Origin of the sequence: Glycomyces sp. NPDC047010, from assembly GCF_040644205.1 — a bacterium.
Lineage (GTDB): Bacteria > Actinomycetota > Actinomycetes > Mycobacteriales > Micromonosporaceae > Glycomyces.
In genome coordinates, this window is sequence record NZ_JBEYVY010000003.1 from 80263 (window position 1) to 105518 (window position 25256).

A 25256-nucleotide genomic window follows, 5' to 3' on the forward strand; every position below is an offset into this window, starting at 1 on the left:
CCACCGAAGAGGCGGCGCGACCTTCGGAGACCCTGATCCGGTCCACAGCAAGGCCGCACAACTCCTACTCGTCCTCCGCTGGAAGCGGTCCCCACTCCACGCCTTCGCCCTCGGGACGCTCCCCGGTCGCCGTGTAGCCGGCGACAAGGGCGTACAGCGTGGTGACCGAGACGCGTGCGAGTCCGCTCGCGATGGGCACGAGCGGCTTGTACGCGGACTCGCTCACCGCGAGGCTTCCCGAGACCTCCGTCCCGTCCGAGGCCAGTTCGTTGCCCGGACGCCAGACGACGACCGCGACGCCCTCGGCCTCCGGGTCGCGTTCGACGCGCGCCTCAAGCTCGCCGAGGCCCGAGATGGGGCCGAGTCCGGGGTCCGAGACGAAGTCCACGTGCAGCGGCGCCGCCGACTGCTCGGCCCCGTCCGGGCCGATCCGCAACCGGCCCGATCGCACGCCCTGGGGGGCGACCATGCGCGTGAGGTCCCGGACGAACTCCTCGGCCTCGGCCGGACCCGCAAGCGGCTCGTTGTTGATGTCCCACCAGATCCGGAAGCTCATGCGCTTACCGCCGTCCCGTTGCCGTTGTACGTCTTGTAGAACCGCACGCCCGAGCTGTCCCCGACGTAGACGGTGAGTCGCGCGCCCTCGGGCAGGATAGCGGGCAGGATCGCGTCACAGCCCGCCTCGCCGCCGCACGGCTCCTTGTTGATGACCATGGTGACGTCACGGCTGCCACCCGCCCGGATCTCGCCCGCAATGCGGGCCTCCACGTGGTCCATCACCACCGCGTACTTGAACGGAGGCTTCACACCCTCGCGCGATTTGGGGTCGCGGCCGGACTGGAAGTCGACGAGTTCGCTCTCGTCACCGGTGAACGCCACCGCGCGCGCCCGGTCGCCGTCGGTCCATACCGGCAGGCGGCCCGCCGCTTCACGGGCTCGCGGCGGGACGGAACCGCCGCCGTCGGCCGTCGTGCGCGGCGCGGTGGGCGGGGGAGCCCCGCCGCCTCCGCCGCCTGCGGTTGAGGCGATGTAGTCGCCCATGCGGTCGGAACCTGCTTTGAGGGTGGCGAGGGCTTCGGCGAGTCGTTCGCGGGCCGTGGTGAGGGATGCGAGGCCGTCGTGCGCGTCGCGGTTGGCGGAGTCGGCGAGCGCTGCTTGCAGCGGGGCGAGGGTGCTCTCCAACTGCTCGTCGGCCGAGCGGAGCTGGTGCGCGGCCTTCTCGGCGGTGGCTACTGCCGCACGGAGAGCTGCGGCGACGTCGCCGATCGATGCCATCGGGTGCCTTACCTCGGGGGACCGACAGCGTATGAGACCCGGTGGCGGTGTGCAAGCCCCATGAGACCTTCGGATGGGGTGGGGGTACTTCGGTATCGGATCGGGGCCGAAGCGTTGGAAGGGCGGCGGCGGGCGGATAGGTTCGGGCCATGGCGAGGGAGCGGCGCGGGGCGCGCGGGTGGGCGGCTGATACGGCGCTGTTCGCGCTGGGCGTGCTGGCGTGGCTGTACATCAGCGGGGACCGGGTGCGGCTGGGGGTGCCGTCGCCGCCGTGGCTGTTCGAGGCGGACCAGCTGGCGGGGATCGCGGGGCTGGGGCTGCTGTGGCTGCGGCGGCGGTGGCCGGTGCAGGCGGGGCTGGCGGCGGCGGTGCTGTCGTCGTTCTCGGAGACGATCGCGTTCCCGCTGCTGGTGCTGCTGTTCGCGGTGGTGGTGCGGCGGCCGTTGAAGACGGCGGCGTGGGTGTTCGGGGCGGCGTTCGCGGCGGCTGTGGTGTACTCGCTGCTGCGCCCGCAGGAGCTGGGCGTCCTGGGGAACCTGACGTTCGCGGTGGTCCTGTACGGGGGCGTCGCGGGCTGGGGGATGTTCACGCGGTACCGGCGGGTGCTGCGGGCGCGGGCGGCCGAGCAGGAGCGGGACGAGCGCGAACGTGCCAGACAGCGCGCGCGGGAGGAGCTGGCGCGGGAGCTGCACGACCTGCTGGGGCACCGGCTGTCGCTGCTGAGCCTGCACGCGGGGGCGATGGAGTACCGGTCGGACCTGTCGCCGGAGGAGCTGAAGGGCGCGGCGGGCGTGGTGCGGGAGCAGTCGCATCTGGCGATGCGGGACCTGCGGGAGGTGATCGCGGTGCTGCGGGCGCCGATCGGGGAGTTGCCGCAGCCGTCGATGGCGGACCTGCGGGCGCTCGTGGAGGAGGCGCGGCCGGGGTCGCGGATCGCGTTCTCGTCCACGGCGGAGGGCGAGGCGCCGGAGCGGTCGGGGCGCACGGCCTACCGGGTCGTGCAGGAGGCGCTGACGAACGCGCGCAAGCACGCCGAAGGCGCGGCGGTCGAGGTCGCGGTGTCGGGCGGACCGGGCGAGGGGCTGGAGGTCGCGGTCGTGAACGGGCCGGGGCGCGACACGGGCCCGGGCTCGGGGCACGGGCTCATCGGGCTGGAGGAGCGGATCGGCCTGGCGGGCGGGCGGCTGGAGTACGGGCCGGTCGGCGAGGGCGGATGGAGGGTGCGGGCGTGGCTACCCTGGACGGCATGAGCGAGCGCGTGAAGGTCCTGGTCGTGGACGACGACCCGCTGGTGCGGGCGGGGCTGCGGCTGATCCTCGGCGGGGCCGGGGACGTCGAGGTGGTCGGCGAGGCCGGGTCCGGTGCGGAGGTGCCGGCGCTGGTGGCGGAGGTGCGGCCGGACGTGGTGCTCATGGACCTGCACATGCCGGGGGTGGACGGGTTGACGGCGACGGAGCGGCTGCGGGCCGTCCCGGGCGCGCCGGAGGTCCTGGTGCTCACGGCGTTCGAGGCGGACGGGCACGTGCAGCGGGCGCTGCGGGCGGGCGCGGGCGGCTTCCTGCTGAAGGACACGCCGCCGGTGGAGATCGTGGCGGCGGTGCGGAAGGTGGCGGCCGGGGAGCCGGTGCTGTCGCCGGAGGTGACGCGGCGGCTGATCGGACTGGCGGTCGGCGGCGGGGGTGGCGGGGGCGACCGGCAGGGTCCGGCACGGGAGCGCCTGCGGGCGTTGAACAACCGCGAGTCGGAGGTGGCAGCGGAGGTGGGCCGGGGCCGGTCGAACGCGGAGATCGCGGCGGCCCTGCACTTGAGCGTGCCGACGGTGAAGACGCACGTGTCGGCGGCGCTCGCGAAGCTGGGCCTGAACAACCGGGTGCAGTTGGCGCTGCTGGTCAGCGACGCCGGGCTGGTGGACTGAGCCACTGATCCGGGCCGCTTATTCCAACCGTTGGAAAATCGCTTCCGGTTCGTGATGGACGGGGCGTAGGGTGCCTGTCGTTGCCTCGAAGCAGCCGCAGCACACTCTGAAAGGCGCAGCCGCATGGCACGCTTCACTCCCCCGCGCGACCCCGGCGGGCCGCTCGCGCACCCCAACGACGCCGCCGCGGTCATCGGGTGGCTCTTCAAGTCGCAGTGGCGCACCCTCCTGACGAGCACGCTCGTGTCGTTCGCGTTCCTGGGCTGCCAGCAGTTCGTGCCGTTCGTGGTCGGCCGGGCCATCGACGAAGGGCTCGTCGGCGGCGACCGCGCGGCCCTGTACTGGTGGTCGGGCGCGCTCCTGGTCTGCATCGGGATCGCGACGGCCACGGGCGTCGCGAGCTTCGTGTACATGATGTACAACCAGATGGACTCGGACTTCCGGGTGCAGCGGCGCCTGGTGGACACCGTCGTCGCGGTCGGCTCGCGGCTCCGGACGCGCGCGGACGCGGGCGAGCTGGTGGCGATCTCCGCGGCCGACTCGCACGCGCTCGCGGCGCTGTCGATGATGTTCGGGCGCCTCGCGTCCGCGCTGCTGGCGTTCGCCCTCGCGCTCACGATCCTCGCGGGGATGTCGTGGTGGTTCGTGCTCGCGGTGGGCGTGGGCGTCCCGGCGATGTTCGCGTCGCTGCGGCCGCTGTTCTTCCGCCTCGAAGCGCGCGGGCGCGAGCTGCGGTCGCGGATCGGCGAGCAGACCGGCATCGGCACCGACGCCGTCGCGGGCCTGCGGGTCCTGCGCGGCATCGGCGGCGAGGCGCACTTCGCCGGCCGCTACCGGGCGGCCTCGCGGGCGTCGATGGAGGCGGGCATCGGGGTGCGGCGGACCGCGGCTCTCCTGGAGCTGGCGCGGCTCGCGCTGCCGGGGACGCTGCTGGTGGCCGTGCTGTGGCTGGGCGCGGTCCTGACGCTGGAGGGGACGGTCACGGCCGGGGAGTTCGCGGCCCTGTTCGGGTACCTCATCGCGCTGACCAGGCCGCTGGGGTACACGATCCAGGGCGTGGACGCGTTCACGAAGGCCGTGGTGGCCTCGTCGCGGTTCCGGCGCCTCCAGGACGAGCACCCCGAGCCGTCCGCCGGCAGCGCGATCCCCTGGCCCGCGGGCTCGGTGCTGGAGGACCCGGTGAGCGGGGCGCGGATCGAACCGGGCCTGACCACCGGGATCGCGACCGCCGACGGGCTCGGCGCGACCGGGGTCCTCGACCGGCTCGGCGGGTACGGCGACGAGCCCGCGCGCATCGGCGCGGTCCCCTTGGCGGCCTTCGACACCGCGGAGGTGCGCGCCCGCGTCCACCTCATGGAGGCGCGCGCCCAGCTGTTCAGCGGGCCGCTGCGCGACCAGCTCGACGTGGACGGGGAACGCACGGACGCCGACATCATGCGGGCCCTGCACACCGCGTCCGCAGTGGACATCGTGGGCGTCGACCCCTCGCTCCTGGAGAGCGACGAGGTCCCCGCCGACGGCTACGACCTGGGCACCGTCGCGGGCGAGCGGGGCCGGAACTTCTCCGGCGGCGAGCGCCAGCGCCTCATCCTCGCGCGGGCGCTCCTGGCCGATCCGGAGATCCTCATCCTCGACGACCCGGCCAGCGCGTGCGACGCCCAGACCGAGGCGCGCATCGCCGAACGCCTTGCGAGGCACAGGAAAGGAAGAACGACGGTGATCGTCACGAACGCGCCGCAGCTGCTGGCGGTGTGCGACCGGGTCGTGTTCCTCAGAGAGCACAGCCTGGGGGAAGCCACGGCCTCCGGGACGCACGTGGAGCTGCTGGGCCGGGACGACTACCGGGCGGCGGTCGCCCGGTGAGCGCGCTGCCGATCGCCACCCCGGCGGAGACCCGCGCGTACCTGCGGCACCTCATCGGGCGCCACCGCGCCCGCTTCATCCTCGTCACCGTCCTCATCGTCACGGCCGCCCTGGCGGGCATGGCGACGCCGTACGTCGTGGGCGCCATGACCGACGCGTTCGCCGCATGGGCGCGCGGCGGCGACGGGGACCCCGGCGAGGACCTGGTCTGGCAGGTCCCGCTGATCCTCGTCTCGGTGCTGACGCAGGCGGTCCTGACGTGGGCGTCGTACCGGAACCTCGCGGTCCTGTCGGAGCAGATCGTCGCGGACGTGCGCGAGGAGTTCATGGAGCGCACGCTCGCGCTCCCGCCCGCGCAGGTGGAGGCCGCCGGGACCGGGGAGCTGCTGTCGCGCACCAGCCTCGACGTGGGGCAGGTGCAGCACTCGCTGGTGCAGGCCGCTCCGCAGTTCTTCACGGGGTTCGTGACGGTGGCCGTGTACGTCGCGGGGGCCTTCTGGGTCTCGCCGGTGCTCGGGGCCGCGATCCTGGTCGCGGTGCCGCCCATCGTGATCGTGATGCGCTGGTACTTCAGGCGGGCGTTCCGGATCTTCCACGCCGTGCAGGCCGCGCGCGCGGACCTGACGTCGGCGGTCGCGGAGACCATCGACGGCGTCAAGACCGTGGAGGCGCTCGGCTGGCAGCGGCGGCGCGTCGCGCACACCGACAGGGCCATCGACCGGCTGCTGGACGCGCAGTTCGACTCGATGCGCCTGCGCGGCAAGCTGTTCCCGGTGCTCGACTTCTCGGCGTTCCTGCCGTGCCTCACCACGCTGCTCCTCGGCGGCATCCTGACCGCCAACGGGCAGTTGACGATCGCGCAGACCACGACCGTGGTGCTCATCATGCAGATGGCGGTGGCGCCGTCGATCGAGATGATCCTGTCGCTGGAGTGGGTCCAGAACGGCAGCATCTCTTTGGCGCGGCTCATCGGGGTGCGCGGGGAGCGGGCGGCGGCCGGGACGGCCGAGCCGGAGCGGGACGCGGACGAGATCGTGGAGCTCAAGGGCGTCACGTTCGGGTACGACCCGGAGAAGCCCGTGCTCAGCGACGTGGACCTGGCGCTGCGGCGCGGCGAGCGGCTCGCGCTCGTCGGGCCCACCGGGGCCGGGAAGTCCACATTGGCGCGGATCATGGCGGGCATCCACCGGCCCGACCGCGGCGCCGTGCGCATCGGCGGCGCCGAGGCCGAGGGGATCGGCGAGGCGGCCCTGCGGCGCTTCGTGATCCTCGCGACCCAGGAGTACCACCTGTTCAACGACACGCTCGCGTCGAACCTGCGCCTCGGCGCGCCCGGCGCGAGCGACGACCAGCTGCGGGAGGCCCTCGCGGTCGTCGGCGCGGGCGGCCTGCCCGGGCGGCTCGCCGAGGGCCTGGACACGAAGGTCGGCGGGCGGGACCACGCGCTCACCCCGGCCGAGGTGCAGCAGGTGGCGCTCGCGCGGGTGATCCTCGCGGCCCCGGAGGTGATCGTCCTCGACGAGGCCACCTCGATGCTCAGTCCGAACGCGGCCAGCGACATCGAGCAGGGCCTCAACCGGATCTTGAAGGGCCGCACGGTCGTGAGCATCGCGCACCGGCTGAACACCGCGCACGACGCCGACCGCGTCGCGGTCGTGGAGCGGGGCCGGATCACCGAGCTGGGCTCGCACGACGAGCTGATCGCCGCAGGCGGGTCGTATGCGGCGCTGTGGAGGCGCTGGCACGGCTGAGGCGGGCCCGGGGCCGAGGCCACGGGTGGATCACGGGGCGCACACTGGCAGACTGCTGGCACCGACGATCCTCGACATGACGGAAGCCCCATGACCGACACAGACGCACTGCGCAAGCGCCTCAACGAGATCCGATGGCAGCTCCGGGGCGAGGCCCGCCTCGCCGCCCTGGAGGAGCACCTCGTCGCCGTCGAGGCCGACGGGGACCGGCCGCTGCTGAACGCCGTCCTCACGGCCATGGTCGACTGCTACGAGTACTCGACCGACTCGACGCGGATCCTCGTCCCCTACGCGCGCCTCCTCCACAACCTCGACACCGGGCCCGAGCACTTCGACGCCGCGCTCCTGCGCTCGGTGTACTGGCAGTTCAAGTGGATCGTGTACAAGCTGCGCGACCACCCCGACGTGCCGCTGGCGTCCGTCGAGGACGCCCTCGTGCAGTTCCGCACCCGCTACGCCGAGGCCGGGCACTCGCTGCACCCGTACTACGAGGCCGAGCACTGGGTGGCCTACCACCTCGGCGACGACGAGCGGGCCGCCCGCGCCGCCGCGCTCGTCGCCGCGACCGAGCCCGACGACATGAGCGACTGCGAAGCCTGCCGCGTCAACGACATCGGCGACATGGCCGCGTGCGCCGGGGACGACGAGGCCGCCGTGACCGCCTGGGCGCCGCTCCTCGAAGGCGGCCTGCACTGCGCCCACGAGCCGCACAACACGCTCGCCGACTCGCTGCTGCCGCTCGCGCGCCTCGGCCGCCTCGACGCCGCCCGCGCCAACCACCACCACGGGTACCGCATCAGCCGCGACAAGGACGACATGCTCGGCTTCATCGCCCGGCACCTGCGGTTCTGCGCGCTCACCGGCAACGAGGCCCGCGGCGTCGAGATCCTCGCGGCCGACCGCCGCGCCTACGGGCTGCCGCTGGAGCCGTCCGTGCGCCTCCAGTGGCTCGAAGGGGTCCAATGCCTCGCCGCGGCCCTGCGCGCCCGCGGCATGGGCGACACGCCGCTCGCCGGGCCCGAGGACCGCGACTGGACCGCCGACGAGCTGCACGAGTGGGCCGACGCCGAGCGGCGCGCGATGTGCGCCCGCTACGACCGGCGCAACGGCTCCACCGTCCACTCCGACCGGTCACAGGCCCGCGTGGAGCCGGCCGAGCCCTACCCGTACGTGCCGCTGGGGCTCAAGTCGCTCCCGCAGGTCGTCCCGGCCGTCGCACCCGAGGCCGCCGCCGACGACTCGTCCCTTGAGGACGCCCTCGTGCGGGCCCGCCGGTCCGTCGCGGACGCCGAGGAGGACCGCGAGGAGCGGTGGCTCGCCGTCGCCCGCATCGCCGAAGCCCAAGGCGCGCAGCTCGACGCGGCAGACGAGGCAGAAGTGCTCCTCGCGAAGGCCGACCCGGACGGCGCGCTCGAAGCAGCCCAGGACCTCGCCGCACTCGCGGCGACCCTCTTCGCCGAGGCCGGGCTGCCCGGCCGGGCGCTCCTGTGCCGCATCGCGAAAGCGGGCTGGGCGCTGCAAGCCGAGCCCGCCGCGTTCCGCGAGGCCGCCCCCGGCTTCCTCGCCGAAGCCGCCGCGCTCGCGGAGACCGCGCCCGTCGACGCCACCCGTGCGCGGAGCCAGGTCCTCATGGCGCAGCTCCAGGCCGGGCTCATGCTCGGCGAGCGGCCCGGTACCGACCTCGCGGCCGCGTTCACCGAAGCGGACGCCGACCTCGCGTCCCTGGCCCCCGACCGGCGCGCCCTCCTCTCGCGGGCCCAGCTCGCCCGGATGCTCCCCGAGTTCGAGACCGAGCCCGAGGGCCGCATCGAGGCCCTGCGCCAGGCGTTCGAACTAGCCAGCGCGAACGGGTTCCGCTTCGAGACGTTCATCGGCGCATTCCAGTACGGCGCCATGCTCAACCAGGCCGGGCGCCTCGACGAGGCGTTCGCGGTCGCCGAGACCGGCCTCGCCGCCGTCAAGCACGACGACCCGCCGTTCCCCGTCGCCGCGCTCAACCTCACCGCCACCGAGTGCGCGATCAACCTCGGCGACGCGCGCACCGCCGAGCACTACGCCGTGCAGGCCGCCCACTGGTACGACCGCGCGGGCGAGACCGGCTGTGCGGGCGTGGCCCGGCACCTCCTCGGCAAGGCCCTCGCGATGCAGGAGCGCAGCGAGGAGGCCGTGGTCATCCTCGAAGCGGCCCTTGAAGACCTGCCCGCGATGCACGAGGACGAGCACTGGCGGCTGCTGGACGCCCGGCGCCTCCTCGCCGAGAACAGCCAGCGCGCCGTCGACGCCCAGGCCGGGCTCACGCACATCCTGGAGGCCCTGCGGCTCATGGACGGCGGGCTCGCGCACCCCAGCCCCGTGTTCTACGCCCAGTCGGCGCACCTCGCGGGCGAACTGCTCGAACGCACCGGCGAGGCGAAGTCCGCAGTGGACGCCTACGGGCGGTCCGCGGCAGCGTGGAGGGAGCTCGGCTCGCTCTCGGCCGCCGCGAACCCGATCCGGGCGGCCCTGTGGGCGCGCCTGCGCACCGACGACGCGGACCTGGAGGCGACCCTCGGCGAGATGGGGTCGCTCGCGGCCGAGCTCGAAGCGGACTGGCGCGACCCCGGGCACCATGAGCGGTACCAGGACTCGTGCCGCCAGGAGTACGCGAAGACGCTGCTCCAGGAGGCCCGCATGCGCGGCAACGAGGCAGAGGAGACCGACGAGCGGTGGGCCGCGCGCACCATCGACGTCGGCAACACGGTCCTCACGATCGCCGAGGACGGCGAGTACCTCACCGAAGTGGCGGTCCAGGCCGCCCACAACATGATCGCCGCCCACGAGGAGCTGGGCGACCTCGACGCGGCGCAGGCCGTGGTGGACCGCGTCCTCGCGCGCCTCGGCGGCGAGCACGAGGGCCCCGCGAACTCCCTGACCGGGCACCTCGCGAACGTCAAGGAGCGCTTCGAGGAAGAAGACGGCGAAGACGACGAGGAGTAGCGGCGGGGGCGATCCGGAACCGGGCCGGACCCGGATCGCCCCCGCCGCCCGCGTCATTTGCGGGGCAGCGTCTCTGCGAAGGCGATGCCCCGGTCGACCCAGGTGCGCAGGTCCACGTCGGAGGCGCATATGTCGTCGCCGAGCCTGATCCAGCCGGTGACGGTGCGCCCGCCCATGACCATGGGCTCGGCGCCGTCCTCGGCGAGCAGGACCTCGTAGTCGTCCTTGGCGACCCGGACCATCGCGCCGCCCTGGCCGAGGACCGCCGCGGCCATGTTGCCGTGGACCATCCACCCGAGCCCGCCGAACATCTTCCGCTCGAACACGTACGGCCGGTTGTCGAAGACGTCGCGGATCCGCTCGGCCAGCCCCTCGTCGTAAGCCATCGGGCAATCCTGCCACCGGGGTCCGACACGACGGTGCCGTTCCAGGTCAGGGCGTGGTGCGGAAGCGGTTGCGGTACTCGGTGGGGGTGGTGCCGAGCTGGCGACGGAACGCCCGGATGAGCGTGTCGATCGTGTTGAAGCCGCACGCGGTCGCGATCCGGTCCAGGGTGTCGTCGCCGCCTTCGAGCCGGTGCCGGGCGGCCTCGACGCGCGCGGCCTCCACGTACGCGGCGGGCGTGCGGCCCAGCTCGGTCTTGAACACGCGCGTGAGCTGGCGCTCCGAGAGGTGCGCGAGGCGGGCGAGGTCGCCGATGGCCAGCGGGTCGGCGAGGTGCCCGGCGATGTGGTGGCGCAGGTCCTCGACGCGGCGCGTGGTGGAGACCGGTTCGAGGGGGACGCTGAACTGGCTCTGGCCGCTGGGGCGCTTGAGGTACATGACGAGCTGGCGGGCGACGCGCAGCGCCGCGGCCTCCCCGTGGTCCTCGGCGACCAGCGCGAGCGTGAGGTCGAGGCAGGCGGTGATGCCCGCGCCGGTCCACACGTGCCCGTCCCGGATGAAGATCGGGTCGGCGTCCACTGCGACGGCGGGGTGCTCGGCGGCGAGCTGGCCCGCGGTGGACCAGTGGGTGGTGGCGCGGCGGCCGTCAAGGAGCCCGGCCTCGGCGAGGATGTGGGCGCCGACGCACACGGACGCGACGCGGGCGGTGCGGGAGGCGAGGTCCCTGACGCGGGCGACGACCTCGGCGTCGGCGGCGGCGCGCAGGCGCCCGTCCGGGCCGGGTTCGACGCGGCCGGGGACGATGAGCGTGTCGATCGGCCCGGTGAGCGCGTCGAACGTGGTGTCGGGGAGGACCCGGACGCCCGCGAAGGTGGTCACGGGCGCGTCGGTCTCGGCCGCGAGGAGCACCCGGTATCCGGCCTCGTCGCCGAGTTCGCGCTTGAGCAGGGCGAACACTTCGGGCGGGCCGGTGACGTCGAGGAGGTCGACGCCGTCGAAGAGCACGATGACGACGAGGCGCTGGTTCACCGGACCCACCCTAACCGGGGCGTGTCCGTATCTGCAAGTCGCACGACATTGCGGACATGACCGAACGGTCGTAGCGTGGGTGCCGGGCCGCCACGAGGCGGCCGGAACCTGAGGAGGAACCCATGGGCGCCATCACGTTGCGCGAGGTCATCGGCCTGGACCGGACCCCGGCGAAGCTGGCGGAGTCGACGCTGGTGCTGATCGACTACCAGAACACGTACACCCGCGGCGTCATGGAGCTGGAGGGCTGGGAGCCCGCCCTCGACGCCGCCGCGGACCTGCTGGAGCGGGCCCGCCGGGCCGGGACCCGCGTCATTCACGTGGCGAACGACGGCGGCCCCGGGCCGTACGACTACAGCGCCGAGATCGGCCAGATCCATCCGAAGGTCGCGCCTATCGCGGGCGAGGCGGTCGTGGTGAAGACCGCCCCGGACTCATTTCTGGGCACCGACCTGGGCGAGCTCGTGGACGCCGCGGCGAACACGGACCTGGTGGTCGCCGGGTTCATGACCCACATGTGCGTGGCGTTCACCGCGCAGGGCGCGTTCCTGCGCGGCAACCGGCCCACCGTCGTCGCCGACGCGTGCGCGACCCGGCCGCTGGGCACCGCCGCCGGGGACGCGACCGCGAAGGAGCTGCACACCGCGGCGCTCGCCACCGTCGCCGACCTGTACGGGGTCGTCGTCGCCACCGCCGACGACCTGGGTTAAGCCTGCTCCCACGCGAAGCCGTCGGGGTCGGTGAACGCCCCGCCGGTGCCGCCGATGGCGATGCGGTGCGAGCCCGAGCCCTCGGGGTCGACGAACGCGGTCTTCTTGAACGCCTTGCGCGGGTACAGCGCGAACTTGACGCCGCCGTCGCCCGAGGCGAACTCGGTGTACTTGCCGCCGTAGCTCTTCTCCACGACGAGGCCCCGGTCCACGTAGAAGCCCTTGGACGCCTTCATGTCGGTGGTGCCCAGGAGCAGCACGACGTCGGTGTACTTCTTCTCCGCTGGCGCGGTGTCCTTCTTCGAGGAGGACGCGAACTTCAGGACCGTGCCGTCGGGGGCGCGCAGGACCCCGCCGTAGCCCCAGAAGGACTTCTCGGCGGCCTTGACCACCGTGGCGCCGCCGTCGATCGCGGCCTGGAACAGCAGGTCCACGTTCGCGGGCTGGGCCGCGATGAAGTCGAGCGTGAAGCCCCGGAACCCGGAGGTGGGCGCGTCGGAGGCGCGGAACCGCAGCGGCAGGTCGGGCCCGAAGGCGGCGGTGTAGAAGTCCTCGGCGGCCTTCGGGTCGGCGGCCTCGATGGTGATCTCTTCGATGTAGGTCATGCCCAAAGGCTATTTCCGGGGCGGGCCCCCGCGCTTCTCGATTCGTGATCGCTTTCGGGGCCCGCCCCGGGGCGGGCTCAGGTGGTGACGCGGAACGTCGCGTCCGAGCGCTCCGTGGCGGTCGAGACGGGGTCGAGCCGCAGCAGGTAGTCGTAGTGCCTGATGTACCGCGTCGGGTAGTTGTACGAGGTGAACGAGCTCCAGGACGAGTCGGCGAGGCCCGCGACCCGGTTGAACGTGGCGTCGGCGCTGAACTGGGACGTCGCCTCGCGCGGGGCGAGCACGAAGTCGTAGTTCACGTGCCGCAGGTAGTACCCGGGGAAGTTCACCGACTCGAACGAGACCGCGCTGGAGGACGCCAAGCCCGGGACCAGGCGGAACTGGGAGTCGGCGGCGGGGCTGACGCCGGCGTCGATGCGCACGTCGAAGTTCGAGTGGCGCACGTACCGGTCCTGGAAGTTGTAGGACTGGAGCCGGTTCCAGACCGGCGCCTGGAAGCGGTTCAGGACCCGGGTCTTCTCGGCGGCGGTGACGTTGAGGACGAAGCCGTGGCGCTTGAGGTTCGTGCCGAGGCTGTAACCGGAGGTGGTGCGGTACCCGGAGACGGCCGCGGGGTTGGTGGTGAGGACCGGCATGTAGCCGCGGCCGGTGGCGTACTGGTCGAGCCAGAGCGCCCACTCGGTGCGGTCGTTGAACTTCGCCCACATGGGGCCCTCGACGCCGCCGCCGGTGAGGTTCGCGAGGTCGCCCAGGCGCGTCCACGTGCCGGTGAGGGAGTTGGCGCCCTCGATGACGATCTGCGTGGTCTTGGAGGCGCGGTAGTAGCGGTATCCGCCCGTGGAGGCCGGGACCTCGACGATCTGGGTGTCGATGAGGCCCTCGGTCCCCGCGAGGTTGATGTAGACCTGCGGGGTGGTGATGGTGCGGAAGTCGGTGGTGCGGGCGCTCCAGATGCGGTGCTTCTTGATCCCGTTGAGGGTGGAGTTCGTGGCCCAGTAGAGCAGGTAGTTCCCGGCGGCGGCGTCCCAGACGGCCTCGGGGGCCCAGGCGTTCCCGGCGTCCCCGATGGAGTTCGCGACGCCGAGGAGCCACGGGACCGACCAGTTGACGAGGTCGGTGGACTCCCACACGACGAGGTTGCGGCTGCCGCGGTTGGCGGCGTCGTCCCAGGAGGTGCCCGAGCCGATCCGCAGGTCGGTGGCGACGATCCAGTACCGGTTCCCGGCCTGGTTGCGGATGAGCACGGGGTCGCGCACGCCCTGGGTGCCGATCGGGCTGCGCAGCACGATCTGGCTCCGGTTGAGGTCGGTCCAGTTGAGGCCGTTGTCGCTGGCGGCGAAGTAGATCTGCTCGCCGCCGGTGCCCTCGCCGATGAAGTGGACCATGAGGTAGCCGGTGTAGGCGGTCTGGGCCGCGGCGGTGCCGGGGAGCGCGGCGGCGAGCGGCAGCGCGGCGGCCGCGGTGAACAGTCCGCGGCGGCTGAGCCGCGCGGGACGGGATGCTGACATGGCCACTCCAATAGGGGTTAGGCAGCCGGAACAAGTGATGTGAAGGCTAACATCAACACATTGAGACAGTCAACATCATCTATTTAGTTGACTCTCGGAGGACCCGATCCATGACATTCGTCAGGGGAAGGTCGTGACGGGCGGTCGAGGCGCCGGGCCCCGTCCGGGGCGAAGCTCTATCCATGAGCAACACGAGCACTCCTCCCGCGGTCGCCCTCGGCGGCCTGCGGAAGCACTACGGCGACGTCGCCGCCGTCGACGGCATCGACCTGGAGATCCGCCCCGGCGAGGTCGTGGCCCTCCTGGGCCCCAACGGCGCCGGGAAGTCCACCGCCATCGACATGATCCTCGGCCTCTCCGCCCCCGACGCCGGGAGCGTCCGGGTCTTCGGCCGCTCCCCCGCCGAGGCCGTGCGCGAAGGCGTCATCGGGGCGATGCTCCAGAACGGCACGCTCCTCGCCGACCTCACCGTCGCCGAGACCGTCCGCCTCGTCGCCTCCCTGCACCGCAAGCCGATCCCCGTCGAGCGGGCCCTGCGCCGCGCCGGGTGCGAGGACATCGCCGGCCGCCGCGCCAACCGCCTCTCCGGCGGCCAGGCGCAGCGCGTGCGCTTCGCCGTCGCCCTCGTCTCCGACCCCGCGCTCCTCGTCCTCGACGAGCCGACCGCCGCCATGGACCCTGCCACCCGCCGCGACTTCTGGAAGGCCATGTACGAGGACACCGCGGGCGGGCGCACCGTCCTCTTCGCCACCCACTACCTCGAAGAGGCCGAGGAGTACGCCGACCGCGTGGTCCTCATGAACGGCGGCCGCATCGCCGCCGACGGCACGGTCGCCGAGGTCAGGGCCGTCGCCGGCGGGCGCACCATCCGCGCCGCCGTCCCCGGCGCCGACGCGGCCGCGCTCCTCGCGCTGCCCGCCGTCACCGGGTGCGAGCTGCGCGACGGCCGCGCCCAGATCGCCACCGCCGACTCCGACGCCACCCTCCGGGCGCTCCTGGCCGCCCACCCCGGCGCGCGCGACATCGAGATCGCCGCCGCCGGACTCGAATCCGCCTTCCTCTCCCTCATCAGCGAATAAGGAGCCCCCGATGAACCCGACCTACACGCGCCTGGAGATCCTGCGGATGCTCCGCAACCCGCGCTTCCTCATCTTCGCGTTCTTCTTCCCGGTCCTGCTGTTCCTCTTGCAGGCCAACGTGTTCGCCACTGGGTCCGGCCCGGAGAAGTCCTCCGCGGTCGCCGTCATCATGGTGAACATGATCGCCTTCGGCGCCGTGTTCGCGTCCATGAACAACGGCGCCCGCCTCACGATCGAGCGGGCCGCGGGCTGGCAGCGGCAGCTGCGGCTCACCCCGCTGTCGGGCCGCGGGTACATGCTCGGCAAGGGCCTCACCGGGATGCTGCTGGCCCTGCCCGTCGTCATCGCGATCCCGCTGCTCGCGTTCCTCGCCGAAGGCGTGCGCCTCGACGGCGGCGAATGGACCCGGATCATCCTCGGCATCTGGATCGGCGCGATCCCGTTCGTGCTGCTGGGCCTGCTCATCGGCCAGCTGGTCACCCCCGACACGCTCCAGCCAGTCAACATGGGCGTCTCGCTGGCGATGGGCTTCCTCGGCGGCCTGTGGATCCCGGTGGACGCCATGCCCGACTGGCTCCGCACCGTCTCGCCGTTCCTGCCGAGCTACTGGCTCACGCAGATCGGGCGCGGCGCGGTCACCACCGACCTGACGCGCGGCCTGGGCCTGTCGGCCGCGGTGCTCGCGGCCTGGGCGATCGTACTGGGCGCCCTCGTGGTCTGGCGGTACCGTAAGGACTCGGCCCGGGCCTGACCGGGGAAGACGTGGAGAGGCGAGGGCCCGTGACACAGGGGGACGGGACCGGCGAGGGCTGGTGGAGCGGCGACTCCACCGGCCCGTTCGCCGGGCGCGGCAACTACCGGTGGCTGCTGCTGGCGGCGTTCTTCCTGGCGCCGTTCGTGATCCCCGTGATCGCGAACGCCGCCAGGGAGTCCGAGTGGGCGGTCATCGTGGTGGTGCTGCTCTACGCGGCCTGCTACGCGGTCTTCCCGTGGGCGGTGTCCGTGCGCGGCACCGCGTCCCGCGTCGGCTTCGGCGTGGTGATCCTGGCCCTCGGGTGGACGCTGTTCGCGGCGCTCGACACCGGCGGCGTGTACGGCCTCCTGTACGCCATCATCCCGATCGCGATGGGCCTCCCGCTGGGCTGGATGCTCGTCCTCGACGGCGGCACCGTCCTCGCGCTCGGCGTCATCGAGGCGTCCGGCGGGGCGAACGGCCTCGGCGGCGGGTTCACCTACAGCGACCTGTGGGCGATGTTCGGGATCACGACCACGCTGTTCTTCGTGGTGCGGCTCATCAGGACCGTGCGGCGCCTGCGGGCCGCCAACGAGCAGATCGCGGCACTCGCGGTCGGCGCCGAACGCGAACGGCTCGCGCGGGACCTGCACGACATCCTCGGGCACAGCCTCACCACGATCACCGTGAAGGCCGGCGCGGCCCGGCGGCTCCTGGAGACCGGGCAGGGCGAGGCGCGCGCGATCGAGGAGATCCGCGACGTCGAGTCGCTGTCCAGGTCCGCGCTGTCGGACGTGCGCGCTACGGTCTCGGAGTACCGGGAGGTGTCCCTCGCGGGCGAGCTCGCCGGGGCCCGCGCCGCGCTGCGGGCGGCCGACATCGACGCGGAGCTGCCGCGCGCCGTGGACGACGTCGACCCCGCGCACCAGGCCGTGTTCGGATACGTCGTCCGCGAGGCGGTCACGAACGCGATCCGCCACTCGGGCGCGTCGCGGGTCACGGTGACGCTGGGCCGCAACTGGATCCGCGTCGCCGACGACGGGCGCGGCGGGGGCGGCGGCGCCCCCGGGACGGGCCTGCGCGGCCTGTCCGAGCGCCTCGCCGCCGTCGGCGGCGAACTCGACGCCGGACCGGACCCGGACGGCGGTTTCACCGTGAAAGCTGAGGTCCGATGATCAAAGTGCTGCTGGCCGACGACCAGGCGATGGTGCGCGGCGCGCTCGCGACCGTGCTCGGCCTGGAGCCGGACATCGAGGTGGTCGCCCAGGTCGGGTCCGGGGACGAGGTCCTCGACGCGGCAGCGCGCACCGCCCCCGACGTGGCGCTCCTCGACGTGCAGATGCCGGGCAAGGACGGCCTCACCGTGGCCGCCGAGCTGCGCCGGGCCCGTCCCGGGTGCCGCATCATCATCTGCACCACGTTCGGGCGGCCCGGGTACCTGGCGCGGGCGATGACCGCGGGCGCCGTCGGGTTCGTCGTCAAGGACGCCCCGCCGGAGCAACTCGTGGAGGCCGTCCGCAGAGTCCACAGCGGACTGCGCGTGGTCGACCCGGCGCTCGCCGCCGAGTCCCTGGCCACCGGGGAGGGCCCGCTGACGGCCCGCGAGCGCGAGGCCCTGCGCCTGGCGCTGGACGGCGGCACCGTCGCCGACATGGCCGCCGCACTCCACCTCACCGAGGGGACCGTGCGGAACCACTTGTCAACGGCGATCGGCAAACTCGGGGCGAGGAACCGCGCGGAGGCGGCGAGGCTCGCGGACGAGCGGGGTTGGCTCTAGCGCCGGGACTCGATTCCCGAACCTGCTGATTAAGAGTCAGCTGGTCTGGCAGTTGAGCCCGCGAACCGGGCCGGAGTAGTCCCCACGACCCGCTTGAAGTGCCGCGTCAGGTGCGACTGGTCGTAGAAGCCGACCGCCGCCGCGACCGCGGGCGCGGGCAGCCCGTCCAGGAGCAGCCGCCGGGCGCGGTCGACGCGGCGCGTCACGAGGTACTGGTGCGGCGCGATCCCGAACTCGGCGCTGAAGGCCCGCACCAGGTGCACCGGATGCGCGTGCAGCTCCCCCGCGGCCTCGCGCAGGCTCACCCCGGCGGCGGTCCGGCGTTCGAGGAGGTCGCGCAGGAGGTGCGCGAGCCGCCGGTCCCGCACCGGCGCGGCGGCCGGTCCGCGGCCGAGCAGGTGGCGGCGGAGCCGGTCGGCGACGAGCGCCACGCGGCTCTCGGCCTCCAGCTCGTCGCCGGGACCGCGCAGCGACTCGTGGACCCGGTGGACCGCTTGGCGCAGTTGCGGATCGGCGATCTCGGGGGCGTCCACGGCGCGGCCGATGAGCGCGTCGTCCAGGAGCGTCCCGTCGAGGTACAGCACCCGCTTGCGGAACCCGTGCGGCGTCGCCGACTGGCCGTCGTGCGGGACCTGCGGCGGCAGCAGCGTCACCAGGCTGCGCAGCGCGCCGTGCTCGTGCCGGTCCAGGTCGTAGCGGACCGCGCCCTCGTCGATGAGGAGCAGCGTCCACGTGTCGTGGACGTGCATCGGATAGGCGTGGTCGGTGAAGTGCGCGTGGAACGCCTCCGCGACCCCGGCCACGGCCGGGCGCCACGCCCTGACCTCGGGAACCGCCACGCTAAGAACGTACAAGACGCCGCGGCCCCGCGGTTCGTAGCGTTGCCCGCATGGAACCTGAGACCGCGCCCGTCCGCTTCGACACCAAGATCGCGGTGCTCCTCCGCGACGACCTCGCCGTCTGGCAGCGCCTGAACGTCACGGCGTTCCTCGTCAGCGGCCTGGGCACCGCCGAGCCGGAGGTGGTCGGCGAGCCGTACGAGGACGCCGACGCGAACACGTACCTGCCGATGTTCCGCCAGCCCGTCATGGTCCTGGAGGCCGCCGGCGCGCAGTTGACCGCCGCGCACGGCAAGGCCCTCGCCCGCGGGATGCGCCTGTCGCTGTTCACGACCGAGCTGTTCGCGACCGGCCACGACGGCGACAACCGCGCCGCCGTGCGCGCCGTCCCCGCGGCCAAGCTCGACCTCGCCGGGATCGGCGTCTACGGGCCGCGCAACGCGGTCGACCGGGTCGTCAAGGGCGCCCGCATGCACCCGTGAGCGGTCCCGGGCGGGCGGACCCGCCCGGGACCTTCGGTCACGCGCCCCAGTCCGCGGCGGCCCGGCGGCGCCGGACCAGCACGAACCCGAGGACGCCCAGGACCGCGGCGCCCGCGAGCGCCGCCGTGAGCGCGGCACCGGTGGTCGGGAGCTTCCCGCCGCCTTCGCCGGGGGCCTCGACGTCCTCCACGAACTCCGCGATCCCCCAGTTGGCGTTGGTGTTCCACGACAACCCGGTCGGGTCGTACCAGGTGCGCACGCCCGTTCGGGCGCCGTCGGTGCCGTCGTTGACCTGGAGCTCCAGGCCGTGCTCGGTGCCGATCGCGGCCTGTCCGGGCGCCATGGCGATGGCGATCTCGACCAGGTACCCGGTGTCGGTCACGGCGGCGGCGCTGGTCATCTCGCCGGCGTCGGGTCCGTTGCCGCCCACCGAGACCGCGTTGGTGAAGCTGACGCGGTACTGGCCGTCGGCGGGGCCGTACCCGCCCTCGCGGGTGTTGCCGGGGTTCAGGAAGACCTCCACGGAGTCCTGCTCCCAGGGGTTGGCGCTGCCCTCGTCCAGGGACGGGTCGGCGACCTCGAAGAGCGCGTAGAGGCCCGCCTCGTCCCACAGGAGCGAGACATCGGCCTTCGCACCGTCCTCAGTGCCCTCGATCACGACTTCCGTTGCGACCGTGGAGGCGTCGTCCCATGCGGGGTCGCGTTCACCGTCGATGGCGGGCGCGGTGTCGGCGAGGGGCACCTGGACGCGCGCGTACTCGGGCTCCTCCTCGTCGGGGAGTTCCGGCAGCACGCTCGGGTCGACGATGCCCCAGTACGCCCACTTCGATTGCAGCGCATCGGTGAACAGGAGCGGGCTCTCCAGCGGCCGGGTCTCGGAGCGCAGCCAGGAGCGGCCGTCGTGGAGGCCCCAGACGGTGACGGACTCCAGGAGGTCGCCGTGCTCGCGGTACATGGCGAACAGGTCGCGGAGGTAGTGGCCCTGCTCGATGAGGCGGGCTTCGAGTTCGGGGAACTCCTCGCCCGCGCCGGGGGCGCCGATCGCCACGTCGAGTTCCGTGACCGCTTGCAGCACACCGAGGTCGGCGAACTTGACGAGGCTGTCCTCGATCTGGGTGATGGAGGTGTTCAGGTTGATGTGGGTCTGGTGGCCCACGCCGTCGACCGGGACGCCGGCGTCGAGCATGTCGGCGACCAGGTTGTAGAGGTTGTCGCGCTTGCCGGGGTTCTCGGTGCCGTAGTCGTTGATGAAGAGCTTGACGTCGGTGGCGCCGACGGCGTCGAACTGCTCGCGGGCGATGCGGAATGCCTCGTAGACGTACTCGGGGCCGTCGAAGATCTCGTACCAGCGGCTGTGGCGGTAGACCTCGGCGTTGTTGTCGCTGATGACCTCGTTGACGACGTCCCATGCCTGGATGCGGTCGCCGTAGTGCTCGGCGAGCGCGCCGATGTGGGCTTCGAGGCGGTCCGTCATGATCTGCCGGTCCTCGTCGGAGTTCCCCAGGGGCTCACCGGCGTTCGGGTGGCCCTCGGGGTACTCGAACCACCATTCGGGGACCTGTCCGGTGTGCCAGAGGAAGGTGTGGCCGTAGATCTCCATGCCGTTCGCCTCGGCGTAGTCGACGAGTTCGTCGGCGGCGCTGAAGGTGAACTCGCCCTCGGTCGGCTGGATCGCGTCGGGCTTCATGTGGTTCTCGGCGGTGATCTGGTTGAAGTGCTTGGACAGCAGCTGCCCGGAGTCGCCGGTGATGTCGCGGGCGTCGATCGCGGCGCCGATGCGGAAGTCGTCGGCGAGGACGTCCTTGAGGTTCGGGATGTCGGGCTCGATGCCGGGCGGCTCCAGCTCGGTGACGGTGAAGTCGTCGATCCAGTAGGAGGCGTCCACTGTGGGTGACTCGATGTAGAAGGTGAGTGCCGTTGCGGCGGAGGCGATGCTGTACTCGCCGCTCAGCTCGGTCCAGTCGTCTCCGGCGGGGGCCCGGTAGACGACGCTGTCGTAGGAGGTGCCGTCGGCGGTCTCGCGCTGCACCGTGGTGGTGAGCGCGTCGCCCTCGCTGCCGTCGGCGAAGCGCACGGACACGGCGATCTCGTAGACGCCGCCGGGGGCGATGACGCCGGTCAGGTCCACCGACGGGCCGTGCCAGTCGGCGCTGCGCCCGGTGGTGAGCAGCGCGCCGTCCTCGACGGCGAGGGTGACGGGGCCGCGCGGGGCCCAGTCGCCGACGGTGCCGTCCTCGAAGTCGGAGGAGTAGACGACACCGCCCTGGGCGGCGGCGGGAGGGGCGAACGCGAGGGCGGCGACGGGCAGGAGCAGGGCTCCCGCCGCGAGCGCGGGCAGCCGTCGGCGCCGTTCGCGGGATTGGTGGCTCATGGGTTGCAGGCTCCAACGCGGAGGAGGGATACGAAGGCTCCGAAAGTTTCGGTAAATCTGTGAAACTTTCAGGTGAGGGTGCCGCCATGATATGGGCGACTTCGATCCCTGTCAATCTCCGGGCCCGCTCACGCGGCGGCGACGACCTCCCTGGCGCGCAGGCGGCGGTCGATGAGGAAGACCACGAGGAGCGTCACGGCGATGATCGCGGCCAGGCCGATGCGGTCGACCGCGTTGTGCGCCATGATGACCATGCCGCCAGCGCTGTGCGCGACGAGCGCGCCGCCGATGAGCGCGAGCGTGTGCCGGTCGGTCCACTTGCGGGAGTCGGTCCAGCGCAGCAGGGTCCGGTAGCCCCAGGCGATCCCGATCGCCGCGGCCGCGAGCGGCGCGAGGACCCACAGGCCCTCCGTGAACGCCGGCTGCCGGGCCCCGAACACGGGGAACGTCAGGGCGAAGAACACGAGGGTGGCGAGACCGGAGGCGAGCGCGAGGGGCCAGAGGCCGGGGACGGGGGCGTCGGTGACCGGCCGGTCCGGTTTGGGCACGACGGTCAGTGCGAGGACGCCGACGACGAGTACGACTGCGAGGCAGCCGATCACGAACGCCGGGGGTGCCTGGTAGCCGGGGTCCTCCGAAGGCGGGACCGAGACGCGCAGCACGAGCACGCCGAGGGCCATGACGATCGCGGTCGTCGTCAACCCGAAGCGGCCCATGTAGGGGCGGCCCCGGTGCGAGGGGAACAGCAGCTGCGTCAGGGCGATCGGGATCGCGACGGTGAAGACCGCGTGGTAGCCGGTGTTGGCGAACCAGTACGGGACGTTGAATCCGAGTATCCGTGCGCCCCAGTCGGCGGCGTCGTACAGGCGCGGACTCGTCAACGCCTGCAAGCCGATGCCGTCTTCGAGGAGTTCGTAGCAGACGGCGAGGAGCAGGATCGTGGGCCAGCCGCGGCCGCGGCGGACGGCCATCTCGCGGATGAGGAGCACGCCAGCGCCGTAGATCGGGATCCACAGCAGGACCAGCCAGGCCATGCGGACCGGGGTGGACCCGAGCGCGAGCTCGGCGATGAGCGGGGTGATCGCGACGAGGGTCCAGGCGGCCCTGCGGCAGTACACGGTGCCTTTCGGCGGCGCTTCGGCGGTCATGCGCGGCGCGGGTCGGCGCCCGCTTCCTTGACGAGGCGGTCGCCGACGTCGAGGTCGTTCCACAGCTCGCGCGACACCCGGACCTTCGAGGTGCTGCCGTCGTCGAGCCGGACCACCACCCGCCGGTACATGTTCGCGCCGTCGAACGCGGCGCGCCGCTTCTTCTCCACGACGCCTTCCCAGGTCTCCTCGGCCATGGCTCCCCCTTCACTCGCTCCACTCGAAGCTTATCACCGATAAACATGAACGAGAGTGAGGTTATCATCGATAAGCATCGGCGGGCGCGGGCCCGCCCCAGGACACCGGAGACGAGGTCGGGCAGGGTGCCGCACCCACGACAACTGGAACGGTCGGCGATCGTCGCCGCGACGCTCGCCGTCCTCGACGAGCGGGGCCTCGACGCCCTGTCGCTGCACGCCATCGCGAAGCACCTCGGCGTGCGCCAGCCGGCGCTCTACCACCACTTCCCCAGCAAGGCTGCGCTCCTGGACGCCGCGGCGGCGGAGGTCCTCGACCGCCGCCACACCGAGCGGCTGCCCCGCGACGGCGAGACCTGGGGCGCGTTCCTCGCCCGCAACGCCCGCAGCCTGCGCGCCGCCCTCCTCGCGGTCCGCGACGGCGCCCGCCTCATCGCGGCGACCGGCCCGCGCGCGCCCGACCCCGCGAGCACGCTCGCCCGCATCGACTTCTTCGCCGCGCAGGGCGTGTCGGCCGCGGACGCGGTCCTGGCCTCGATCGCCGTGAGCCGCTACGTGATCGGCTGCGTCCTCGAAGAGCAGTCCGCCCCCGCCGCCGCCATCGCCGCCCCGGCCGAGCCCGCCCCCGAGACCGAGCGCCTCCGCTCGATCGCCGCCGACCTGGCCGTCCTCGGCCCCGACCGCGAGTTCGACACGGGTCTGGAGGCCCTGATCCGGGGCCTCGCGTCAGCGTGAACGCACGGATTGTCACAGGGGGCCTCTAGTCTCGTGGGGAGCCCGGCGAGGGGCCGGGCCGGAGACCGACCACGGGAGGCCCGCATGGCCACGTTCATCACCATCGGATACGGCGACGCCGCCGACTACGAGCGCACCGACCCGAAGCTGCGCGACGCCGCGCACGCCCACGACGCGGCGCTCAAGGAGGCCGGGGCGCTCATCGGCATCGCCGGGCCCCCGATGCAGGTCCGCAACCCGGAGGCGACCGGCGTCGTCACCGATCGGGCGCCGTACCTCCGCTCCGACCTGCCGATCGCGGGCTTCGCCGTGATCGAGGCGGCCGATGTGGACGAAGCGGTGCGCCTGGTCTCGCAGACGCCGTGCGCGATCGCCCACGGCGTCGTGGAGGTGTGGCCGCTGGCGGGGTCCTGACCTACGGCCGGTCCGGCACGAGCCGCGGGACCGCGCGCACGTAGACGAGCATCCCGACGACCTCCACAAGGGTCTGCGCGACGACGACCGCGGCGGCGATCGCGTACTCGCCCGGCAGCGCCAGCGCGAGCGGCAGCACGACGAGGGAGTTGCGGGTGGCGCCGGTGAAGACGACCGCGCGCGAGCCGGGCGCGTCGAGGCGGAACAGGCGCGCGACCGCGAGTCCGGCGAAGGCCATGGCCGCCAGGAAGAGCGCGTAGAACGGCACGACGCGGGCGATGTCGGCGAGGTTCCCGCCGAGCTGCGGCACTTGGGAGGCGACGACCGCGAACAGGGTCGCGGCCATGAGCGGGACCATCGCGGTCCCGGCGGCGTCGGCGGTGCGCCGCCCCGCGGGCCGCCTTGCGGCCCAAGCCTGCGTGGCCCAGGCGAGGGCGAGCGGCGCGGCGATGAGGACGAGGAACGCCTCCACGAACGGGCCGGGCTCCACGATGTCGGCGAGGTCCGCGCCGAGGAACGCGTACAGGTAGACGGGCAGCAGGAGCATCTGCGCGATGAGCAGCACGGGCGTGGCGGCGAGGAGACGCCGCGCGTCGCCTCCGGCGAGGCCCGAGAAGACGATGACGTAGTCGATGCACGGTGCGAGGAGGACCAGGAGCACCCCGAGCCGCACGGCCCGGTCGTCCGGCAGGAACGGGAACATCGCGGCGACCACGAGCGGCACGACCGCGAAGTTCACGGCGAGCGCGGCCCCGAGGAACCGCGTGTCCCGCAGCGACCTGACCAGCTCGGCCGCGGGCACTTGCAGGAACGTCACGTACAGGAGCGCGGCGATGAGCGGGTTGATCGCATGCCCCAGCCCGCCGACCGGCGCAACGTACCCGGCAACACCCCCGACAACGATCGCCCCTGCATAGACGCCGACCTGATGGCGCTCCATCCGCGCCGGGAAAGACTCCCTCACCGGGTGATCATCCGAGCGTGGGATCGGTCGGCCGGTCCGGGTCGATGGCGCGCAGGATGCGGTCGGAGATCTGGCCGAGTTGGCGCTGCTGCTCGGGGGTGAGGGGGTCGAAGATCAGGCGGCGGACCTCGGCGACGTGCGCGGGCGCGGCGGCGACGACCTTGTCCCAGCCCTGGTCGGTGAGGACGGCGAGCGTGGAGCGGCCGTCGTTCGGGTCGGGCCGCCGCTCGACCCAGCCGCGGCCCTCCAGTCGGCCGACCACGTTCGACAGCCGCGTCAGGGTCGAGCCGGTGTACTTCGCCAGGCGGCTGATCCGCATCGTCCGCTCCGGCGCCATCGACAGCGCCGACAGCGCCATGTACTCGAACTGCTCGATCCCGGCGTCCCGCCGCATCTGCGCCTCCAGCGCCGCAGGGAGGCGGACCAGGGCGTACGCGAACAGGTACCAGTACTGCTGCTCCTGCGCGTCGAGCCAGCGCGGCTCGGTCGAGTCGTCCATGA

25 protein-coding genes are annotated in these 25256 nt (G+C 72.8%); 13 read left to right on the forward strand and 12 right to left on the reverse strand.

Annotated elements, in window-relative coordinates:
* Positions 1–64: 64 nt before the first annotated feature.
* Together AB0A65_RS06795 and AB0A65_RS06800 are read right to left on the reverse strand one after the other, a co-directional pair.
* Complete coding sequence (locus AB0A65_RS06795) at positions 65–556, reverse strand: hypothetical protein (protein WP_359947450.1); 492 nt, start codon at positions 554–556, stop codon at positions 65–67.
* Positions 553–1275: a DddA-like double-stranded DNA deaminase toxin gene (locus tag AB0A65_RS06800; protein ID WP_359947453.1), complete on the reverse strand. Its 723-nt coding sequence runs from the start codon at positions 1273–1275 to the stop codon at positions 553–555. Before AB0A65_RS06800 ends, AB0A65_RS06795 begins: the two co-directional genes overlap by 4 nt.
* 149 nt (positions 1276–1424) lie before the next feature.
* On the opposite strand from AB0A65_RS06800, the gene AB0A65_RS06805 reads away from it, so the two are divergent.
* From AB0A65_RS06805 to AB0A65_RS06825, 5 genes are all read left to right on the forward strand, one after another.
* On the forward strand, positions 1425–2525 hold the full coding sequence (locus AB0A65_RS06805; protein WP_359947456.1) for a histidine kinase: 1101 nt from the start codon (positions 1425–1427) through the stop codon (positions 2523–2525).
* On the forward strand, positions 2522–3190 hold the full coding sequence (locus tag AB0A65_RS06810; RefSeq protein WP_359947459.1) for a response regulator transcription factor: 669 nt from the start codon (positions 2522–2524) through the stop codon (positions 3188–3190). Before AB0A65_RS06805 ends, AB0A65_RS06810 begins: the two co-directional genes overlap by 4 nt.
* A 123-nt stretch (positions 3191–3313) precedes the next feature.
* Positions 3314–5053, forward strand: coding sequence for an ABC transporter ATP-binding protein (locus AB0A65_RS06815; protein ID WP_359947462.1), 1740 nt, complete (start codon positions 3314–3316; stop codon positions 5051–5053).
* Complete coding sequence (locus AB0A65_RS06820; RefSeq protein WP_359947465.1) at positions 5050–6804, forward strand: ABC transporter ATP-binding protein; 1755 nt, start codon at positions 5050–5052, stop codon at positions 6802–6804. The genes AB0A65_RS06815 and AB0A65_RS06820 overlap by 4 nt, the downstream gene beginning before the upstream one ends.
* Positions 6805–6894: 90 nt before the next feature.
* Positions 6895–9780, forward strand: coding sequence for a hypothetical protein (locus tag AB0A65_RS06825; protein WP_359947468.1), 2886 nt, complete (start codon positions 6895–6897; stop codon positions 9778–9780).
* 53 nt (positions 9781–9833) lie between these two features.
* On the opposite strand, the gene AB0A65_RS06830 is transcribed toward AB0A65_RS06825, so the two are convergent.
* Together AB0A65_RS06830 and AB0A65_RS06835 are read right to left on the reverse strand one after the other, a co-directional pair.
* Entirely contained in the window at positions 9834–10166 is a 333-nt protein-coding gene (locus AB0A65_RS06830; protein ID WP_359947471.1) for a TfoX/Sxy family protein, read from the reverse strand.
* Positions 10167–10212: 46 nt separating this feature from the next.
* Positions 10213–11202: a DJ-1/PfpI family protein gene (locus AB0A65_RS06835; protein ID WP_359947474.1), complete on the reverse strand. Its 990-nt coding sequence runs from the start codon at positions 11200–11202 to the stop codon at positions 10213–10215.
* Positions 11203–11315: 113 nt separating this feature from the next.
* On the opposite strand from AB0A65_RS06835, the gene AB0A65_RS06840 reads away from it, so the two are divergent.
* The gene (locus AB0A65_RS06840; protein WP_359947477.1) at positions 11316–11903 is read left to right on the forward strand and encodes a cysteine hydrolase family protein; all 588 of its coding nucleotides are present in this window, start codon (positions 11316–11318) and stop codon (positions 11901–11903) included.
* On the opposite strand, the gene AB0A65_RS06845 is transcribed toward AB0A65_RS06840, so the two are convergent.
* Both AB0A65_RS06845 and AB0A65_RS06850 read right to left on the reverse strand, forming a co-directional pair.
* A complete protein-coding gene (locus tag AB0A65_RS06845; protein ID WP_359947480.1) occupies positions 11900–12508 on the reverse strand; it encodes a glyoxalase in 609 nt (202 codons plus the stop codon). The two genes, AB0A65_RS06840 and AB0A65_RS06845, sit on opposite strands and share 4 nt — an antisense overlap.
* 77 nt (positions 12509–12585) lie before the next feature.
* Entirely contained in the window at positions 12586–13893 is a 1308-nt protein-coding gene (locus AB0A65_RS06850) for a glycoside hydrolase family 43 protein (RefSeq protein WP_359948667.1), read from the reverse strand.
* Between the two features lie 305 nt (positions 13894–14198).
* Here AB0A65_RS06850 and AB0A65_RS06855 point away from each other — a divergent pair, with 305 nt between their 5' ends.
* From AB0A65_RS06855 to AB0A65_RS06870, 4 genes are read left to right on the forward strand one after another with little or no spacing between them, the layout of a single operon-like run.
* On the forward strand, positions 14199–15095 hold the full coding sequence (locus AB0A65_RS06855; RefSeq protein ID WP_359947483.1) for an ABC transporter ATP-binding protein: 897 nt from the start codon (positions 14199–14201) through the stop codon (positions 15093–15095).
* Positions 15096–15105: 10 nt separating this feature from the next.
* Positions 15106–15846 carry an ABC transporter permease gene (locus AB0A65_RS06860; protein WP_359947486.1) on the forward strand — a complete coding sequence of 247 codons (741 nt, stop codon included), beginning with the start codon at positions 15106–15108 and terminating at the stop codon, positions 15844–15846.
* 29 nt (positions 15847–15875) lie between these two features.
* Positions 15876–17003: a histidine kinase gene (locus tag AB0A65_RS06865; RefSeq protein WP_359947489.1), complete on the forward strand. Its 1128-nt coding sequence runs from the start codon at positions 15876–15878 to the stop codon at positions 17001–17003.
* Positions 17000–17605, forward strand: a complete 606-nt coding sequence (locus AB0A65_RS06870) for a response regulator transcription factor (RefSeq protein WP_359947492.1) — start codon at positions 17000–17002, stop codon at positions 17603–17605. The genes AB0A65_RS06865 and AB0A65_RS06870 overlap by 4 nt, the downstream gene beginning before the upstream one ends.
* A gap of 29 nt (positions 17606–17634) precedes the next feature.
* Here AB0A65_RS06870 and AB0A65_RS06875 read toward each other — a convergent pair whose 3' ends face one another.
* Positions 17635–18444 carry an AraC family transcriptional regulator gene (locus tag AB0A65_RS06875; protein WP_359947495.1) on the reverse strand — a complete coding sequence of 270 codons (810 nt, stop codon included), beginning with the start codon at positions 18442–18444 and terminating at the stop codon, positions 17635–17637.
* Positions 18445–18494: 50 nt separating this feature from the next.
* Between AB0A65_RS06875 and AB0A65_RS06880 the strand changes: the two genes are divergently transcribed.
* The gene (locus AB0A65_RS06880) at positions 18495–18926 is read left to right on the forward strand and encodes a DUF2000 domain-containing protein (RefSeq protein ID WP_359947498.1); all 432 of its coding nucleotides are present in this window, start codon (positions 18495–18497) and stop codon (positions 18924–18926) included.
* Positions 18927–18963: 37 nt separating this feature from the next.
* Here the strand turns inward: AB0A65_RS06880 and AB0A65_RS06885 are convergent, their stop codons facing one another.
* The 3 genes from AB0A65_RS06885 to AB0A65_RS06895 all read right to left on the reverse strand — a co-directional run bounded on the left by AB0A65_RS06885 (position 18964) and on the right by AB0A65_RS06895 (position 22642).
* Positions 18964–21297 carry an endo-1,4-beta-xylanase gene (locus AB0A65_RS06885; protein WP_359947501.1) on the reverse strand — a complete coding sequence of 778 codons (2334 nt, stop codon included), beginning with the start codon at positions 21295–21297 and terminating at the stop codon, positions 18964–18966.
* A 128-nt stretch (positions 21298–21425) separates the two neighbouring features.
* The gene (locus AB0A65_RS06890) at positions 21426–22445 is read right to left on the reverse strand and encodes a hypothetical protein (RefSeq protein ID WP_359947504.1); all 1020 of its coding nucleotides are present in this window, start codon (positions 22443–22445) and stop codon (positions 21426–21428) included.
* Entirely contained in the window at positions 22442–22642 is a 201-nt protein-coding gene (locus AB0A65_RS06895) for a hypothetical protein (RefSeq protein ID WP_359947507.1), read from the reverse strand. Before AB0A65_RS06895 ends, AB0A65_RS06890 begins: the two co-directional genes overlap by 4 nt.
* Before the next feature lie 126 nt (positions 22643–22768).
* Here AB0A65_RS06895 and AB0A65_RS06900 point away from each other — a divergent pair, with 126 nt between their 5' ends.
* A complete protein-coding gene (locus AB0A65_RS06900; protein WP_359947510.1) occupies positions 22769–23377 on the forward strand; it encodes a TetR/AcrR family transcriptional regulator C-terminal domain-containing protein in 609 nt (202 codons plus the stop codon).
* Between the two features lie 84 nt (positions 23378–23461).
* Positions 23462–23791 (forward strand): YciI family protein, encoded by a 330-nt coding sequence (locus tag AB0A65_RS06905; RefSeq protein WP_359947513.1) that lies wholly within the window; start codon positions 23462–23464, stop codon positions 23789–23791.
* Between the two features lies 1 nt (position 23792).
* Here the strand turns inward: AB0A65_RS06905 and AB0A65_RS06910 are convergent, their stop codons facing one another.
* Together AB0A65_RS06910 and AB0A65_RS06915 are read right to left on the reverse strand one after the other, a co-directional pair.
* Positions 23793–24731, reverse strand: a complete 939-nt coding sequence (locus tag AB0A65_RS06910) for a bile acid:sodium symporter (protein ID WP_359947516.1) — start codon at positions 24729–24731, stop codon at positions 23793–23795.
* A 31-nt stretch (positions 24732–24762) separates the two neighbouring features.
* Positions 24763–25254, reverse strand: a complete 492-nt coding sequence (locus tag AB0A65_RS06915) for a MarR family transcriptional regulator (protein ID WP_359947519.1) — start codon at positions 25252–25254, stop codon at positions 24763–24765.
* Between the last annotated feature and the right edge of the window lie 2 nt (positions 25255–25256).

Excerpts from the sequence above, each read along its gene's own strand:
- AB0A65_RS06850 (WP_359948667.1), bottom strand. The coding sequence starts at position 13,893 with ATGGTCCACTTCATCGGCGAGGGCACCGGCGGCGAGCAGATCTACTTC.
- AB0A65_RS06845 (WP_359947480.1), bottom strand. The coding sequence starts at position 12,508 with ATGACCTACATCGAAGAGATCACCATCGAGGCCGCCGACCCGAAGGCC.
- AB0A65_RS06915 (WP_359947519.1), bottom strand. The coding sequence starts at position 25,254 with ATGGACGACTCGACCGAGCCGCGCTGGCTCGACGCGCAGGAGCAGCAG.
- AB0A65_RS06800 (WP_359947453.1), bottom strand. The coding sequence starts at position 1,275 with ATGGCATCGATCGGCGACGTCGCCGCAGCTCTCCGTGCGGCAGTAGCC.
- AB0A65_RS06905 (WP_359947513.1), top strand. The coding sequence starts at position 23,462 with ATGGCCACGTTCATCACCATCGGATACGGCGACGCCGCCGACTACGAG.
- AB0A65_RS06880 (WP_359947498.1), top strand. The coding sequence starts at position 18,495 with ATGGAACCTGAGACCGCGCCCGTCCGCTTCGACACCAAGATCGCGGTG.
- AB0A65_RS06890 (WP_359947504.1), bottom strand. The coding sequence starts at position 22,445 with ATGACCGCCGAAGCGCCGCCGAAAGGCACCGTGTACTGCCGCAGGGCC.
- AB0A65_RS06805 (WP_359947456.1), top strand. The coding sequence starts at position 1,425 with ATGGCGAGGGAGCGGCGCGGGGCGCGCGGGTGGGCGGCTGATACGGCG.
- AB0A65_RS06910 (WP_359947516.1), bottom strand. The coding sequence starts at position 24,731 with ATGGAGCGCCATCAGGTCGGCGTCTATGCAGGGGCGATCGTTGTCGGG.
- AB0A65_RS06895 (WP_359947507.1), bottom strand. The coding sequence starts at position 22,642 with ATGGCCGAGGAGACCTGGGAAGGCGTCGTGGAGAAGAAGCGGCGCGCC.
- AB0A65_RS06840 (WP_359947477.1), top strand. The coding sequence starts at position 11,316 with ATGGGCGCCATCACGTTGCGCGAGGTCATCGGCCTGGACCGGACCCCG.
- AB0A65_RS06870 (WP_359947492.1), top strand. The coding sequence starts at position 17,000 with ATGATCAAAGTGCTGCTGGCCGACGACCAGGCGATGGTGCGCGGCGCG.
- AB0A65_RS06810 (WP_359947459.1), top strand. The coding sequence starts at position 2,522 with ATGAGCGAGCGCGTGAAGGTCCTGGTCGTGGACGACGACCCGCTGGTG.
- AB0A65_RS06860 (WP_359947486.1), top strand. The coding sequence starts at position 15,106 with ATGAACCCGACCTACACGCGCCTGGAGATCCTGCGGATGCTCCGCAAC.
- AB0A65_RS06830 (WP_359947471.1), bottom strand. The coding sequence starts at position 10,166 with ATGGCTTACGACGAGGGGCTGGCCGAGCGGATCCGCGACGTCTTCGAC.
- AB0A65_RS06855 (WP_359947483.1), top strand. The coding sequence starts at position 14,199 with ATGAGCAACACGAGCACTCCTCCCGCGGTCGCCCTCGGCGGCCTGCGG.
- AB0A65_RS06825 (WP_359947468.1), top strand. The coding sequence starts at position 6,895 with ATGACCGACACAGACGCACTGCGCAAGCGCCTCAACGAGATCCGATGG.
- AB0A65_RS06815 (WP_359947462.1), top strand. The coding sequence starts at position 3,314 with ATGGCACGCTTCACTCCCCCGCGCGACCCCGGCGGGCCGCTCGCGCAC.
- AB0A65_RS06885 (WP_359947501.1), bottom strand. The coding sequence starts at position 21,297 with ATGAGCCACCAATCCCGCGAACGGCGCCGACGGCTGCCCGCGCTCGCG.
- AB0A65_RS06795 (WP_359947450.1), bottom strand. The coding sequence starts at position 556 with ATGAGCTTCCGGATCTGGTGGGACATCAACAACGAGCCGCTTGCGGGT.